The organism is Streptomyces atratus (assembly GCF_900119365.1).
In the GTDB taxonomy this organism is placed as follows: domain Bacteria; phylum Actinomycetota; class Actinomycetes; order Streptomycetales; family Streptomycetaceae; genus Streptomyces; species Streptomyces atratus_B.
In genome coordinates this window covers 108719-123640 of record NZ_FPJO01000015.1, presented here as the reverse complement: position 1 = coordinate 123640, position 14922 = coordinate 108719, and the positions used below count along the sequence as shown (strand labels likewise).

At 69.7% G+C, this 14922-nt stretch carries 12 protein-coding genes and 1 tRNA gene; 6 read left to right on the top strand and 7 right to left on the bottom strand.

All coding sequences use genetic code 11. From position 1 onward, the window contains the following. Nucleotides 1-8 precede the first annotated feature (8 nt). The 5 genes from BT364_RS23885 to BT364_RS23865 form a co-directional block, all read right to left on the bottom strand. Nucleotides 9-3137, bottom strand: a complete 3129-nt coding sequence (locus tag BT364_RS23885; RefSeq protein ID WP_072487287.1) for a sensor histidine kinase — start codon at nt 3135-3137, stop codon at nt 9-11. 347 nt (nt 3138-3484) lie between these two features. Further along, the gene (locus tag BT364_RS23880; RefSeq protein WP_072487286.1) at nt 3485-4066 is read right to left on the bottom strand and encodes a GTP-binding protein; all 582 of its coding nucleotides are present in this window, start codon (nt 4064-4066) and stop codon (nt 3485-3487) included. After that, nucleotides 4047-4454, bottom strand: coding sequence for a DUF742 domain-containing protein (locus BT364_RS23875; protein WP_072487285.1), 408 nt, complete (start codon nt 4452-4454; stop codon nt 4047-4049). Before BT364_RS23875 ends, BT364_RS23880 begins: the two co-directional genes overlap by 20 nt. 133 nt (nt 4455-4587) lie before the next feature. Continuing rightward, nucleotides 4588-5010, bottom strand: a complete 423-nt coding sequence (locus tag BT364_RS23870; protein ID WP_003966009.1) for a roadblock/LC7 domain-containing protein — start codon at nt 5008-5010, stop codon at nt 4588-4590. Next, nucleotides 5011-8757: a sensor histidine kinase gene (locus BT364_RS23865; RefSeq protein ID WP_072487284.1), complete on the bottom strand. Its 3747-nt coding sequence runs from the start codon at nt 8755-8757 to the stop codon at nt 5011-5013. Nucleotides 8758-9336: 579 nt separating this feature from the next. Between BT364_RS23865 and BT364_RS23860 the strand changes: the two genes are divergently transcribed. From BT364_RS23860 to gltX, 3 genes are all read left to right on the top strand, one after another. Beyond that, the gene (locus tag BT364_RS23860) at nt 9337-9525 is read left to right on the top strand and encodes a hypothetical protein (RefSeq protein ID WP_072487283.1); all 189 of its coding nucleotides are present in this window, start codon (nt 9337-9339) and stop codon (nt 9523-9525) included. A gap of 152 nt (nt 9526-9677) precedes the next feature. Next, nucleotides 9678-10454 carry a fumarylacetoacetate hydrolase family protein gene (locus tag BT364_RS23855; protein WP_072487282.1) on the top strand — a complete coding sequence of 259 codons (777 nt, stop codon included), beginning with the start codon at nt 9678-9680 and terminating at the stop codon, nt 10452-10454. Further along, complete coding sequence (gene gltX, locus BT364_RS23850) at nt 10447-11919, top strand: glutamate--tRNA ligase (RefSeq protein ID WP_072487281.1); 1473 nt, start codon at nt 10447-10449, stop codon at nt 11917-11919. The genes BT364_RS23855 and gltX overlap by 8 nt, the downstream gene beginning before the upstream one ends. Before the next feature lie 58 nt (nt 11920-11977). Here gltX and BT364_RS23845 read toward each other — a convergent pair whose 3' ends face one another. Both BT364_RS23845 and BT364_RS23840 read right to left on the bottom strand, forming a co-directional pair. Further along, a complete protein-coding gene (locus BT364_RS23845) occupies nt 11978-12883 on the bottom strand; it encodes a DUF3800 domain-containing protein (protein ID WP_072487280.1) in 906 nt (301 codons plus the stop codon). Nucleotides 12884-13035: 152 nt separating this feature from the next. After that, nucleotides 13036-13380 carry a hypothetical protein gene (locus BT364_RS23840; RefSeq protein ID WP_072487279.1) on the bottom strand — a complete coding sequence of 115 codons (345 nt, stop codon included), beginning with the start codon at nt 13378-13380 and terminating at the stop codon, nt 13036-13038. Here BT364_RS23840 and BT364_RS23835 point away from each other — a divergent pair. The 3 genes from BT364_RS23835 (at nt 13379) to BT364_RS42290 (ending at nt 14909) form a co-directional block, all read left to right on the top strand. Then, nucleotides 13379-13924, top strand: a complete 546-nt coding sequence (locus BT364_RS23835; protein WP_256260186.1) for a DUF5753 domain-containing protein — start codon at nt 13379-13381, stop codon at nt 13922-13924. The genes BT364_RS23840 and BT364_RS23835 overlap by 2 nt on opposite strands. A 70-nt stretch (nt 13925-13994) precedes the next feature. Next, the gene (locus BT364_RS23830; protein WP_072487277.1) at nt 13995-14690 is read left to right on the top strand and encodes an HAD family hydrolase; all 696 of its coding nucleotides are present in this window, start codon (nt 13995-13997) and stop codon (nt 14688-14690) included. A gap of 147 nt (nt 14691-14837) precedes the next feature. Continuing rightward, nucleotides 14838-14909: transfer RNA gene (locus BT364_RS42290), tRNA-Gln, on the top strand. The last annotated feature ends 13 nt before the right edge of the window (nt 14910-14922 follow it).

The following is a 14922-nucleotide window of genomic DNA, read 5'->3' as shown; positions in this document are numbered from 1 at the left end:
GGCTCACACTAACGCTCCTGGTTGTAGGTATTACTGTCGTCCGAACCCGCGCTGCGTCCCCGCAGTACGCCCCGCCGCAGGTTGCTCAACCTGCCGCGGACGTCCTCGGGGGCACGGGAAACCTGGGGGCCGCCCTGCAGGGTCTGCTCCGCCGTGCCCTCGACCAGATTGGCCTTGGGCACCCGCCGGGGGAGTCCGGACGGGGTGATCCCGCCCGCCTTCGGCTCCCGGAGCTTCTCGGCCCGCTCCCAGCGCTCGTCGTTGGCCGAGCGCCAGTCGTCGGAGCCGTTGCCGTCCTGCTGCGCGGGCGACGGCTGCTGCGGCAGTTCCTCCTGCTGCTGCTGCGGCTGCTGCGCGGCGGGACGGTTGTTCCCGCGACCGGTGGGCTGCCAGTGCTGCTGACCGCCCCGGCGCGGCAGACCGGCTTCGGTCAGCTCGTGGCCGGAGTCGGGCGTGGGCCCCGGACGGTCGAAGCCTACGCGCTCCTGCGGCTCGGCGGGGGCGCTCGGGACGGATTCCGCTTCCGCCGGTGCCGATGGCTCGAACGAGCCCTGGTAGGCGCCCTGATCCGGCCAGGCATCCTGATGGGCCTGGGGAGCGAACTGCTCCTCGTACGACGGCTGCGAGGCCTCACCGGCCGTGTAGGTGGCTTCCGCATAACCACCGGGCCGGCCCTGCTCGGGCTGCGGGGCAAAGCCCGCACCGGTGGCGTAGGGGTCGTAGCCGCCCTCGTACGAGGTCTGCTGCGGGTAGCCGTTGTCGGCGTACTGGCCGTCGGCGTACGGCTCCTGGGGGAACTGCTGGTGCTCGCCCGCCGCCTGCGCCTCCAGCGCCGCCCGGCGCTCCTCGCGCAGCAGCGAACGGCCCACCGGGTCCAGCTGTGCCGCGTCCGCCGAGGGCTGCTCGTAGCGGGAGTCGTCGAAGCCGAGCTCCGCAGCCGTGCGCATGTGCGGCTGCTGTTCGAAGCTCTGCTGCTCCGGAATGATCGAGGAGACGGTGAAGTCGTCCGCCGCGGCGGCCGGTTCGCCACCGCCGCCGTGGGTGATCGCGTCCGGCAGCATGACCAGCGACGTGGTGCCGGCCTGCTCGCCCGAGGGGCGCAGCTGGACCCGGATGCCGTGCCGGCCGGCGAGCCGGCCGACCACGAACAGACCCATCCGCTGCGAGACCGAGGCGTCCACGGTCGGCGGGTTGGCCAGCTTGTGGTTGATGTCGGCGAAGTCCTCGGCGGTGAGGCCGATGCCCTTGTCGTGGATCTCGATCATCACGCGGCTGTCGGGCAGCCGGGTCGCGGTGACTCGCACCTTGGTCTGCGGCGAGGAGAAGGTGGTGGCGTTCTCCAGCAGCTCGGCCAGCAGATGCACGAGGTCGGTGACGGACTGGCCGTGGATCTCGGTCTCGGGCACCCCGGAGAGCTCGATGCGCTCGTACGACTCCACCTCGGAGGAGGCGGCACGGAGCACGTCGACCAGCGGGACCGGCTGGTTCCAGCGGCGGCCGGGCTCCTCGCCCGCGAGCACCAGGAGGTTCTCGCCGTTGCGGCGCATACGGGTGGCCAGGTGGTCCAGCCGGAAGAGGTTCTCCAGCTGGTCCGGGTCGGCCTCGTTGTTCTCCAGGTCGGTGATGAGGGTCAGCTGGCCCTCGATCAGGGACTGGTTGCGGCGCGAGAGGTTGGTGAAGATCGCGTTGACGTTGCCCCGCAGCATGGCCTGCTCGGCCGCCAGCCGGACCGCCTCGCGGTGCACCTGGTCGAAGGCGCGGGCCACCTCGCCGATCTCGTCGCGGCTGTGGATCGGGATCGGCTGGACGCGGGTGTCGACCCGGCCCGGTTCGGCCCGGGAGAGCTGGTCGACCAGCATCGGCAGCCGCTGCTCGGCGATCCCGAAGGCGGCCGTACGCAGCCGGCGCATCGAGTGGCTCATCTGCCGGGCCATCAGGCCGGCCAGGGCGAACGCGGCCAGCAGCGAGACGATCACGACGGCGGCGTTGACGATGGCGTCGTTCCGGGCGCTGGACGAGATGTCCGCGGCCTCGGTCACCGCCTTGTCGACGAGCTCGTCCTCGACCGTGGTGTAGCCGTCGAACTTGGCGGTGGCGGCCGCCATCCAGGTCTCGGGCGTGATGCCCTTCGCGGCCAGCTTCTCGGGCGACTTGCCCTGCCCGATCTGCTGGGCCATGCCGTCGAAGACCGAGCCGTCGATGCTGGGCGGGGTGACGAACGGGGCGCCCGCCGCGTCGGCCTTCTCCTTGGCCTTCTTCAGCTCCTCGGTACCCTCGTCGGCCTTGGCGGACATGACCTGCTTCAGCCGGGCCGCGTCGGCCTCCGTACCACCGGAGGTGAACTCACCGAGCGCGATCTGCTCCAGGTAGTTGTACGAGCCGAAGGCCTTGACCTGGGCGTCGAACTTGGCGCTCTCCTGGCTCGGACGCACCAGCAGATGCATGCCGATGGAGCGCTGAAGCGATTCTGCGGCCTTGGCGAGCTCGATCGCGTAGACCGTACGGCCGTAGGTGGTGATGTTGCCGGTGCCCAGCCCCAGCTCGTTGCTGAACTCCATCAGGGAGTGCTGGACCTTGACGTAGCCCTCCTCCGTCTTCACCGGGTCCATGCCCTCGACGAAGGCCGACTTGCGCAGCTCGGGGAGGGTGGGCTCCTCCAGCCGGAAGAGCTGCAGGCGCCGCTCCAGGCCCTGCTTCCCGGGCATGTCCTTCACGGCCTCGTTGAACTTGCCCGCGGCGTTGTCGGTGGCGGCCTGGACCTGCCCGATGACTTCGGCATCACGCTTGTTCGAGAGGAGGGGCTGAGCGGAGAGGTCACGCTCGTTGAGGAGCGCCTGGCCGTACTCGGCGGCCGCACGCACGATCAGCGCGGTCTTCTCGGCGTCCTGTGCCTCGCGCCAGGTGTCGATCGACTCCTTCACCTGGAATCCGCCCATGACCAGGCCGACCAGGACGGGGACCAGGAGAATGGCGTTCAGCCGGGTGGGCACCCGCCAGTTGCGCGGCGAGAACCGGCTGGAGTCGCCACTGGGCACCGCCGTATCGGACGCATCGGCGGACGACGCCGCGGCGCGCGGCGGCGGGGTGAAGTTGCCCCGCTCCTGCTGCGCCGTGGAGCCCGCGTTGTTTCGCCTCACTCGACCAACAACCTCTCGGCGTCGGCACCTACGGTGTGCCGTGTTTTGTTCAGGGCCGTACTACTCGGGAGTTCGTCGAATTCCAGCACGGGGACCGGTCGCGTTCCAAACAGTCGGAACCTGTCATTCCGAGTGGCCCAGGCCTCAGATAAAACGGGCATAAAGAACGAGCCCCGTCAAAAGGCGGGGCTCGTGTGCGCGCAGTGGCACCATTCGGATGCGTCGGGTGTCGATCGCGGGGCAATTCTCTGTCGAAACGTTATGAATACGGGGGCGGATCGTGTCAAAGGACACAGTCCACCCCCGCCCGACTACGGTAACTACCGTGTGGCAATACCGACTTGTGCCTACTTGAGCCGCGCCATGAGCGCGTGCTCGACGAGCGTGATCAGACCGCTCTTGGCGTCCGCGCGGTGGCGCGCGTCCGTCGTGATGATCGGGGTGTCGGGTCCGATCTGGAGGGCCTCGCGGACCTCGTCGGGGGTGTAGGGCTGGTGTCCGTCGAAGCCGTTGAGGGCGATGACGAAGGGGAGCCCGCTGTTCTCGAAGTAGTCGACGGCGGGGAAGCAGTCGGCGAGGCGGCGGGTGTCGACGAGGACGACGGCGCCGATGGCGCCGCGGACCAGGTCGTCCCACATGAACCAGAAGCGGTCCTGTCCGGGCGTACCGAAGAGGTACAGGATCAGGTCCTGGTCCAGAGTGATGCGACCGAAGTCCATGGCGACGGTCGTCGTCGTCTTGCCCCCGGTGTGCGTCAGGTCGTCGATGCCCGCGGACGCGGACGTCATCACGGCTTCCGTACGCAACGGGTTGATCTCCGAGACGGCACCGACGAACGTGGTCTTGCCCACGCCGAAGCCCCCGGCCACCACGATCTTCGCCGAGGTGGTGGCCCGGGCCGCACCGCCACTAGAGCTTGCGAAGTCCACTGAGCACCCTTTCGAGCAGTGTCACATCCGGCGCGCCGCCGGTCTCTCCATTGCCCGGCTGGTGGATGGCCACCATGCCGGCTTCCGCCAGGTCCGCGACGAGAATCCGGGCCACACCGAGCGGCATCGACAGCAGCGCCGAGACCTCGGCCACCGACTTGACCTCACGGCAGAGGTGGCAGATCCGCTGGTGCTCGGGGAGCAGGGTCCCCAGATGCGCGGGGTCGGCCGTGGTGGAGACCAGTGCCTCTATGGCGAGCTGGTAGCGCGGCCGGGTCCGGCCACCGGTCATGGCGTACGGGCGGACCAGTGGCTGGTCGCCTTCACCGTCGTACGACGCGTGGTGCAGTGCGCCGTACGGATCGGGTGAGGCGGGTGGCGGGGTCATGAATCCTCCGGGCGTGACAGCAGTGCGTCGGCTTGCCGTCTGAAGGGGCCGGTGGGGGGCACTAAGCGGCCTGACGGGCGAGGGTTGAGGGCGTTACCTGGGGCAATCGAGTCTGTCATCGGTCCATGGCTGCCTAATGGAGCAGGCTGCCCTGGAGCTCGGCACGGAGGTCGGGGGTGAGGACGGTGCCCGCACGGTCGACCAGCAGAGCCATCTCGTACCCCACCAGACCGATGTCGGCGTCCGGGTGGGCGAGGACGGCCAGCGAGGAGCCGTCCGAGATGGACATCAGGAAGAGGAACCCGCGCTCCATCTCCACCACGGTCTGGCTGACGGCGCCGCCTTCGAAGATCCGGGACGCGCCCGCGGTCAGCGAGGTCAGCCCGGAGGCGACGGCGGCCAGCTGGTCGGCGCGGTCACGGGGGAATCCTTCGGACATGGCCAGCAGGAGTCCGTCGGCGGAGACCACCACCGTGTGCGACACCCCGGGGGTGTTGTCCACGAAGTTGGTGATCAACCAGTTCAGATTCTGCGCGGCCTGACTCATCGGGCTCAACTAACGCTCCTGCTGGTGAGTGGGGCCGAGTGGGAAACTGCCGGTCGACTGGCTGTTGTTGGCCTGCCGCCCCTGCTGGATGCCCCGGCGGAGATTGGTCAACCGCCCGCGTACATCATCGGGGGCGCGTGACACCTGCGGACCGGACTGATGGTTCTGCTGCTGAGCGGTACCCGGCACCAGGTTGGCGCGAGGTACCCGGCGCGGCAGTCCGGAAGTGGTGACTCCGCCTGCCGCGGGCTTCTTGACCCGCTCCGCCTGCCGTACGAGTTCGTCGTTCGGCGAGGGGCGCCAGGAACTTGTGGTGCTGCCCGTGTCGCCTCCGCTGCGGCGCGGTGCCGCGGGAGCGGAAGGCTCCGGGGCCGACTGCTGGGGGAGCGGCGCGGGCGCCTGCGGCTCGGCGGGCGGCTGCTGGCCGCCCTGCTGCGGGCCGTGGAACCAGTTCGTCTCCAGGGTGTCGTACAGCGGCGTACGACCGTCTCCGGGCCCGGCCGCCGGAGGCAGCGCCTCGGGCTGCGGCTGCGGCGGCAGCACCGGGCGGTACTGCGCGTCGTCGGCGGGCGGACGCGGGGCCCCGAAGTCCTCGTCGTCCCGGCCGCGCTGACGCGGGGCCGGCAGGCCCTGGTCCTGCGCCCGGACGGGCTGCGGCCGGCCGAAGTCGGGACGGGCGAACTGCGCGGTGCTCGCCGGGTCCTGGGACGGGTCCTGCGGGGCGTGGGCCTGCGGGGCCGGAGCCGAGAAGTCCGGGCGGGCGAACTCGGCGGTGGAGCCGGGGCCCTGGCTGTCGTCCATGGGCGCCCGCGGGTTGAGCGGCGGGCTCATCGGCCGCTGGAACTGGCCGGTGGACTCGGGCTCCTCGTGACCGCGCGGGGCGTCCAGCGGAGTACGCCGCGGCGCGGACGGGTCCTCGGCGCCCCAGCTGGTGGTCTGCGGACGCTGCGGCTGAGGGCTGCCACCGGGCAACTCGGCACGCGGGCCGCCGACCGGGGGCAGCTGGCGGTCCGGCTCGCCCTGGCCCACGGGCTGCTGGAAGCCGCCCTGGCCGACGGGGTTCTGCCGGGCCTGCTGCGGCTGCGAGGGCTGCCAGGGGGCTCCGGGGCCATTCGGACCCTGTGGGCCGTTCTGGTCCTGGCGCTTCTGGTCCTGGCGGTTCTGGCCGAACAGGTCGGGCCGGCCCGATTCCGGACGGCCCGGTCCGTCGCCCTGGCCGCGGGCACCGAGGCGGGCGCCGTTGCCGAAGGCGCCGGCGAGGCCGCCGCCCTGACGCTGCGGCTCCGGGCGGGAACCGTCCTGCGGTCCGGTGCCGGACGGACCGGCGGACTGGAAGCCGGCGTTCTGCTGGCCCTGCTGGTTCGGCTGGCCCTGCTGGTGGCGGGGACCGCCGTCGCGCGAGGGCAGCGCGGCACGCGGCGCGGAGCCCGCACCGACCTGACCGCGCGAGGCGCCCGGACCCGAGGCGAGACGGCCGGCCGGGCCGGACGGGGCGCCGCCGAGGCCGGGACGGGAGCCGTTGCCCGCGCCCGCCGAACCACCGCCGAGCAGACCGCCCGGGGCGCCGGACTGCTGCCCGGGTGCCTGCTTGGGGGCCGGCTGCTTGCCGCCGTGCGCGACATCGACGGGCAGCATGACCAGCGCGGTCGTGCCACCGGAGTCGGAGGGCCGCAGCTGGATCCGGATGCCGTGACGCAGGGACAGCCGGCCGACCACGAACAGACCCATGCGGCGGGAGACCGAGACGTCCACGGTGGGCGGCGAGGCGAGCCGCTCGTTGATCGCGGCGAGGTCCTCGGGGGAGAGGCCGATGCCGGTGTCGTGGATCTCGACCAGCACCCGCCCGTCGGGCAGCGCGTGACCGGTGACCCGGACCTTCGTCTGCGGCGAGGAGAACGACGTGGCGTTCTCCAGCAGCTCGGCGAGCAGGTGCACGAGGTCGTTGACCACACGGCCCGCGACCTCGGTGGCGGGCACCGCGGCCAGTTCGATGCGCTCGTACTGCTCCACCTCGGAGGCGGCGGCACGGAGCACGTCGACCAGCGGCACGGGGCGGGTCCACCGGCGGCCCGGCTCCTCGCCCGCGAGGACGAGGAGGTTCTCGCCGTTACGGCGCATACGGGTCGCGAGGTGGTCGAGCTTGAAGAGCGAGGAGAGCTGGTCCGGGTCGGCCTCGCGCGACTCCAGTTCGGAGATGAGCGAGAGCTGACGCTGGATGAGGCCCTGGCTGCGGCGCGAGAGGTTGGTGAACATCGCGTTGACGTTGCCCCGGAGCAGGGCCTGCTCGGCGGCGAGACGGACGGCCTCGCGGTGCACGTCGTCGAAGGCCGCGGCCACCTTGCCGATCTCGTCCCGGGAGTGCACACCGACCGACTCGACCGAGGTGTCCACGTCCTGCGGGTCGGCCTCGGAGAGCTGCTTGACGAGCTCGGGCAGCCGGTCCTGGGCCACGCGCGTGGCCGTGTCCTGGAGCCGCCGCAGCGAACGGATCATGGACCGGGCGACGACGAAGGCACCGACCAGCGAGACGCCGAGCACCAGCAGGATGAGCGCACCGCTGATGATCGCTTCGCGCTTCGACTCGTCGCGGAGCTCGCGGGCCTTGCCCTCCATGTCGCTGAGGAGGGTCTCCTCGATGGTCTTCATCGCCTGGATCTTGGTGGAGCTCTGGTCGTACCAGTCCAGGTAGGAACGGCGCGCGGTGCCGGTCATGCCCGAGGGGCTGTCCAGCACCTTCTTCGCGTAGGTGTTGGCGGCCTTGATCTCCGGGTTGCCCTCGTCGAGCGTGGCGGTCAGCTCGTCGGCGTTGTTGCCGGTGGCTGTGTACACGGCCTTGAAGGAGCGGAGCGCCGAGCCCTCCTTGCGCAGCGCGGCGCGGCCGAACTGCTTGTCGTTCTCGTCGAGATGCGGCTGCTTGTCGTTGCCGCCGGGCAGGGCCGCGGCGATGATCGCGCGCTGGACCGAGGCGTACTCCTTGGCGGAGGAGAATGCCGCCAGCGCCCGGGTCCGCTTGATCATCTCGGAGTTGCTGGTCGCCTGCGCCATGTCCTGCGAGAGGCTCAGCAGCGAGGTGATCAGCTGGCTGTACTGGTCGACGGTCTGGAGACTCGGGGTGTCCTTGGCGTACGCCGTCTTGCGGATGTTCCGGATATCGGCGAGCTGGCTCGCGATCTGGGTGACGCTCGAATAGATGCCTTCGAGGGCCTCGTCGCCGGTCGGGTCGCCGATCGAGGTCGTCGCGTCGAGGAAGGCCGTCTTCGCCCGGTCGGTCTTCTTGCGGGGCTCGGTGACCTTGAAGTCGTCGGGCTTCACCCCGTTGGCCAGCGGACCGGCCGAACGGTCGCGCTCCTCCTGGAGCGCCTGGGCGAGCGACGTCGCCTGCTTGGTCATCCTGGTCAGCAGCTGCATGTGATCCAGCTGCTGGATGTCGTTCATGGACTCGTTGATCCGCAGTCCGCCCAGCGTGGTCGCGGCGACCACCGGAAGGGCGAGCAGGGAGACCAGACGCGTGCTGATACGCCAGTTGCGAAGAGCGACGCGCGAGCCGGTGCTGACAGGGCCCCGGGACTTCGGCGACGAGACCGGATCGACGTCGCCGTTCGCCGCGGCACCGGGGCGCTGAGCACGGTCGCCGCTGTCGCCGGCCGCGGCAGGCCCGGGGTTCTGGGCGTGCGGGGCCGAGGAACCGCGGTCGGTCCCGCCGTGCGGCTCCTGCTCCGCCGCAGCGCTGCCATCCCTCTTGAAACGTCCCTGCACTAGCGTCGCAACCTCTGGACCAGGCGTCCCTCCGCGCGAGGCGGTGGAACGGTGTCGGCGTCGTGGGGCGTTGTACCCGCCCCATGGTGGTCGTGAGTGACCGGCGTCCTTCCCCTTTCCGCCGCCACTCGGCGCTCCGTTGCGCCCCTGCGCGCCGGCTTGTAACCCGCGGCGGTGCGTGGAATTCCAGCACAGTGCCGGATCTCCAACAAGGGCCCCGTGCCGGGCCGTGACCCGGGTGACGCGTTGTGATGACTGAGTAACAAGCCGTGGAACGTGATCACGGGTAAACCGGACGATTGCGGGTGAATCGGCGAAGCGTGAACGGTGTCCCAGTCGCCATGGTCAGGAGTGGAATGACTGATTCAGTGCCGTAATGTCCGTTTCTGTGGGTGCGATCGACTGCCTGAAATGGGGGAATTGTCAGCGCGGTCGTGAGCAAACTCACATGATGATCGTCGTCTCTTCCGGGCTTCCGGAGGGAATTGGATGTTTAGCCTGACGCTTTACAGGGATGGCAAATCCGACAACCGGCGCCCCTCCGGGCGGCGCCCGCAACCGACAGGGTCCGAACGGCAGATGAAGACGACGATGATGTTCCGCAACATTGCCAACCCCCGGCGCACCACGCTGGCGCACCTCAAGGACGCCGACGCGCTGCAGACGCCGGAGCAGCCGGAGCACGCCGTGGCCCTGCCCACCCAGACGGCCAACCCCCGCCGCACCATCCTCATGGAAGCCCCGGTCACCGCCGCGGTCGCGGAGTAGCGGGAGGCCCTCGTCCCCCTCACCCGCGCCGGCGCACCGCCTCCGCGCGGCCGCCCCGTCACGCCGCCCGGCAATTGGGGCAATCCCCGCCGGGCAACGCGTTAGCCTGGAGCGTCAGTCTTCAGCCAGCAAGTGAGGGGCGACAGCATCCCGTGCGCATCGCCAGGTTCTCCATCGACGGCAATGTCGCCTTCGGCGCCGTCGAGGGCGAGGGGCCCGATGGTCTCGTCCTCGACATCATCAAGGGCATTCCGTACGCCGAGTTCGAGCTCTCCGGCACCAAGGTCCCGCTGAACAAGGTCCGCCTCCTGCCGCCGGTGCTCCCGAACAAGGTCGTGGCCATCGGCCGCAACTACGCGGAGCACGCCGCGGAACTCGGCAACGAGGTACCGGACGTCCCCGTCGCCTTCTTCAAGCCCACCACCTCGGTGATCGGCTCCGGCGACGCGATCGAGTACCCCTCCTTCTCGAACGAGCTCCACCACGAGGCCGAACTGGCCGTGGTCATCGGCCGCATGTGCCGGGAAGTGCCGCGCGAGCGCGTGAAGGACGTCATCTTCGGCTACACCTGCGCCAATGACGTCACCGCCCGCGACGCCCAGAAGCGCGAGAAGCAGTGGGCCCGGGCCAAGGGCTTCGACACCTCCTGCCCGCTCGGCCCCTGGGTGGAGACCGACCTCGACCCCCACGACCTGACCATCCAGGCCACGGTCAACGGCGAGCAACGCCAACTGGGCCGTACGAGCGACATGATCCGCTCGATCGAGGATCTGGTCGTCCACATCACGGAAGCCATGACGCTGCTCCCGGGCGATGTGATCCTCACCGGCACTCCCGCAGGGGTCGGACCCCTCCATGTCGGCGACGAGGTCGCCGTCACCATCGAAGGCATCGGCACTCTCACCAACAAGGTGATCAAGCGTGGTTAACGCACCTGTCCGTGTACGTTTCTGTCCCTCGCCGACCGGCAACCCCCACGTGGGCCTGGTCCGCACCGCCCTGTTCAACTGGGCCTTCGCCCGGCACCACGGCGGCACCCTGGTCTTCCGCATCGAGGACACGGACGCCGCCCGTGACTCCGAGGACTCCTACAACCAGCTCCTGGAGTCGATGCGCTGGCTCGGCTTCGACTGGGACGAGGGCCCCGAGGTCGGCGGCCCGCACGCCCCGTACCGCCAGTCGCAGCGCATGGACATCTACAAGGATGTCGCCGACAGGCTCCTCGCGGGCGGGTACGCGTACCACTGCTACTGCACCACCGAGGAGCTCGACGCCCGCCGCGACGCCGCCCGCGCCGCCGGCAAGCCGTCCGGCTACGACGGCCACTGCCGCGAGCTGAGCGCCGAGCAGATCTCCGCGTACGAGGCCGAGGGCCGCACCTCCATCGTCCGCTTCCGGATGCCCGACGAGGCGCTCACCTTCACCGACCTGGTCCGCGGCGAGCTGACCTTCCAGCCGGAGAACGTGCCGGACTACGGCATCGTCCGCGCCAACGGCGCCCCGCTCTACACGCTGGTCAACCCGGTCGACGACGCCCTGATGGAGATCACCCACGTCCTGCGCGGCGAGGACCTCCTCTCCTCCACCCCGCGCCAGCTCGCCCTCTACAAGGCGCTCATCGAGCTGGGCATCGCCAAGGGCACTCCCGCCTTCGGGCACCTGCCGTACGTCATGGGCGAGGGCAACAAGAAGCTCTCCAAGCGCGACCCGCAGGCCTCGCTCAACCTCTACCGCGAGCGCGGCTTCCTGCCGGAGGGGCTGCTCAACTACCTCTCCCTGCTGGGCTGGTCGATCGCCGAGGACCGCGACATCTTCTCCGTCGAGGAGATGGTGGCCGCGTTCGACATCAAGGACGTCAACGCCAACCCGGCGCGCTTCGACCTGAAGAAGTGCGAGCACATCAACGCCGAGCACATCCGCAAGATGGACGTGAAGGCGTTCACCGAGGCCTGCGGTCCCTGGCTGAAGGCCCCGATCGCCCCGTGGGCCCCGGAGGCCTTCGACGCGGAGCAGTTCGCGGCGATCGCTCCGCACGCCCAGACCCGCGTCACCGTCCTGTCGGACATCACGGCCAACGTCGACTTCCTCTTCCTCGACGAGCCGGCGACGGACGAGGCGTCCTGGAACAAGGCGATGAAGGAGGGCTCCGACGCCCTCCTCACCACGGCCCGCGCCAAGCTGGCCGACGCCGAGTGGAACGCCGACGCCCTGAAGAACGCCATCCTCACCGCGGGCGAGGAGCACGGCCTGAAGCTCGGCAAGGCCCAGGCCCCGGTCCGCGTGGCGGTCACCGGCCGCACGATCGGCCTGCCGCTCTTCGAGTCCCTGGAGATCCTGGGCCGCGAGAAGACGCTCGCCCGCATCGACGCGGCCCTGGCCAAGCTGACCGCGTAACGGCCGTACGTACGCCGGAGGCCGGGGTTCCCACAGGGAAGCCCCGGCCTCCGGCCGTTCACGGCGCCTGCGGCACCCCGCGCGGGCCGGCCTGCTGCCCGGGGATGACGGCCCCGGCTCCCACACGCTTCCCGTCGCCGAACATCAGGCTGGAGGACTGCGCGGTGCGCCGGTCCGAGACCACGATGCCGCCGCGCCACTTCCCGCTCGGATCCTGGTAGCGGAACTGGAGCTTCTTCAGACGCTCACCGAACTCCTCCCGCAGCGGCGCATAGGCGTCGTCGCAGTGCACGTTCCACGTGAGGTCGTTGAGATAGGCATGGCAGGCGATAGGGAACAGCAAGGACGACACCACCAGGTCCGCGACCTGTAACAGGGTGTGCGTGTCGCTGTGACCGAAGACGGGGGACTCGATGATCCCCCGGAGACCGTCCCCGCCCGTGCGGTACTTGCGGGTGGTCACGCAGTGCACGTTGGGCGCGTTCTTCACCTTGGTGCGGCTGTCGAGGACCATCATCCCGCGTGAATGTTCGTGTGCCAGCTGAGCCTGGAACGTCTCGGTCAACGAACCAACGGAGGTCGGGTAGACACCGGACTCGTTGAAGGCGAGCCCTTCCTCCTTGATCCAGACGCGGGCGAGGAGCCGCGCGTCATGGCGTTCCAGTATGTCGAGCAGGGACGACACGAGTTCCATCGCGGCCCGGCGCCAGTTGTGGTTGCCGACCCGCAGGTTCTTGCGGACGTCGGACCCCTTGATCTCGTGCTGAATCAGCTCGGACAGATGCATGACGTGCTGCAACTGGGGCCGGTAGTGCTTCTTGACGTTGAGGAAGTCCCAGGTCAGCTCCTTGACCTGGGAGCGGGGAACGGTGAATCCGCCGATGACGAGTACGGGCGGTGCATCCGGCTTGGCCGGATCGAGCGTCTGCCCGTTACCGGCCTCGTCGATGTAGCAGAGATGCACCGAACCTCCCCTGAAACACGTCTGTGGCCGCCCCCGAAGGGACGGCCACAGGGTCTGCGCAGCCATATGCGCGATGTTTTGTTTGCTGCTTCCGATGCTGCCAGGCGCCGGAGCCCAGGGTCAAGCGCGACGTCGCTCTGAGTTGACCGGGTTCAACCCTCTGGAGTGAGAGGGGCAGTTGCCGAGCCGGGCCGTACCAGGCAGTCGACGCTTCCGGGGCGCATGGAGATCATGTGGGCAGCACGGTCAGGAGTGCGCAGCGACATCCGGAACCCGCCGTCCACGGCGGTGACCTGGGCACTCCCGTCGTCGTGCGCGAGTCCCCACGCGGCGACTCGGGCATCGTGGTCGCCGTCGGAGGTACGGAACCGCTCTACCACGGCGAAGAGACGAGGCGCGGTGGCTTCTACGAGGGCGCGGATCTCGTCGGCGAAGCCGTCGGGAGGGGCGCTCGAACACGAGGCGACGGCGCTGCGGGTCGCCGTGCTCATCTCCATGCCGGGCCTGCTTCAAACCGCGCAGCAGGCGAGAGCGTCCTACAGCCAGAGCGTTCCGCCCTTGCAGCCCTACGAAGTCGAGTACAGGGCCGCCTTTCGCATCAGGCGGCAGGGGATCCTGCATCGCGAGCCGCCGGTGCCCTACACGGCGATCATCCACGAAGCGGTGCTGCGGATGGGGGTGGGCGGGCTCGACGTGATGCGTGCGCAGTCGCAGCACCTGATCGACATGTCCGAGCAGGCCGATGTCACCATCTTGGTGATCCCGTTCGAGCGTGCAGACTTTCCTGTCTCCGGTCAGCCCATCACCTATGCGAGCGGTCCCGTGCCGCAGTTGGACACGGTGCTGCTCGATTCCGATCACGGGTGCGACCTGCTCTACGCGCAGGCGCAACTCGCCCGCTACCGGGCTGTTCTGGACCGTATGGAGCGTTGTGCGTTGAGCCCGAGCAAAAGCCGCGATTTCATCCGCCATCCGGGCCGGCCTCTCCGGTCTGCTGGCCACGATCAGGGCCGCGACCGCCCCGGACCGCGAGTGAGGTGATCCCGGCTGCCGGGACCTGGCGCCGCACGACGCCCTCCCGCGCCCGACGCGTGACCGCTAGCCTGGCCGCATGGTCATCCGCGCGGTCCTCTGGGACATCGACGACACGATCTTCGACTACTCGGGTGCCGACCGCGTCGGCATGCGCGAGCATCTCGAACAGGAGGGCCTGCCCGACGGATACGACTCCGTCGAGCAGGCCCTCGCCGCATGGCGGACGATCACCGATGCGCACTGGGCGCGGTTCGCCGCCGGGGAGACGGACTTCCTGGGGCAGCGCCGGGACCGGGTCAGGGAGTTCGTCTCGCGGGCGCTGGAGGACGAGGAGGCCGACAGCTGGTTTGCTCGGCACGCGGCCCACTACGAGGCCGCCTGGGCGCTCTTCCCGGATGTGCTGCCGGTGCTGGATCTGCTGGCGGGCGGGTTCCGGCACGCGGTGCTGTCGAACTCCAGCATCCACAACCAGGACCGCAAGCTGCGCACGCTCGGTGTGCGGGACCGTTTCGAGGCCGTGGTGTGCGCCGTCGAACTGGGCGTCTCCAAGCCCGAGGCCGGCGCCTTCCACGCCGCCTGCGAGGCGCTGGCGCTTGAGCCGGGGGAGGTCGCGTACGTGGGGGACGAGCCGGACATCGACGCCGGTGGGGCGGTCGCCGCCGGGCTGATGGGGATCTGGCTGGACCGGGGCGGACGCGGCGGACGGCCCGAACTCGTCCGCATCAGCGGGCTCGATCAGCTGCCCGGACTGCTGGGGCCTGTCCGACCCTGACCCGCCGGGCAGGCCCGGCGGGCAATACCCGTTTTGGAGCGCCGGACACCTTCGGGTAATGTTCTTCCTGCGCCGCCCGAGCGGAACGAAAGATCCGAACGGGAAGCGCAAGCCGAACAAAACCCCTCACAAGGGGTTGAGTTTTGGTGGGCTATGGTGTAATTGGCAACACTACGGTTTCTGGTACCGTCATTCTAGGTTCGAGTCCTGGTAGCCCAGCGCAGAAATGCAA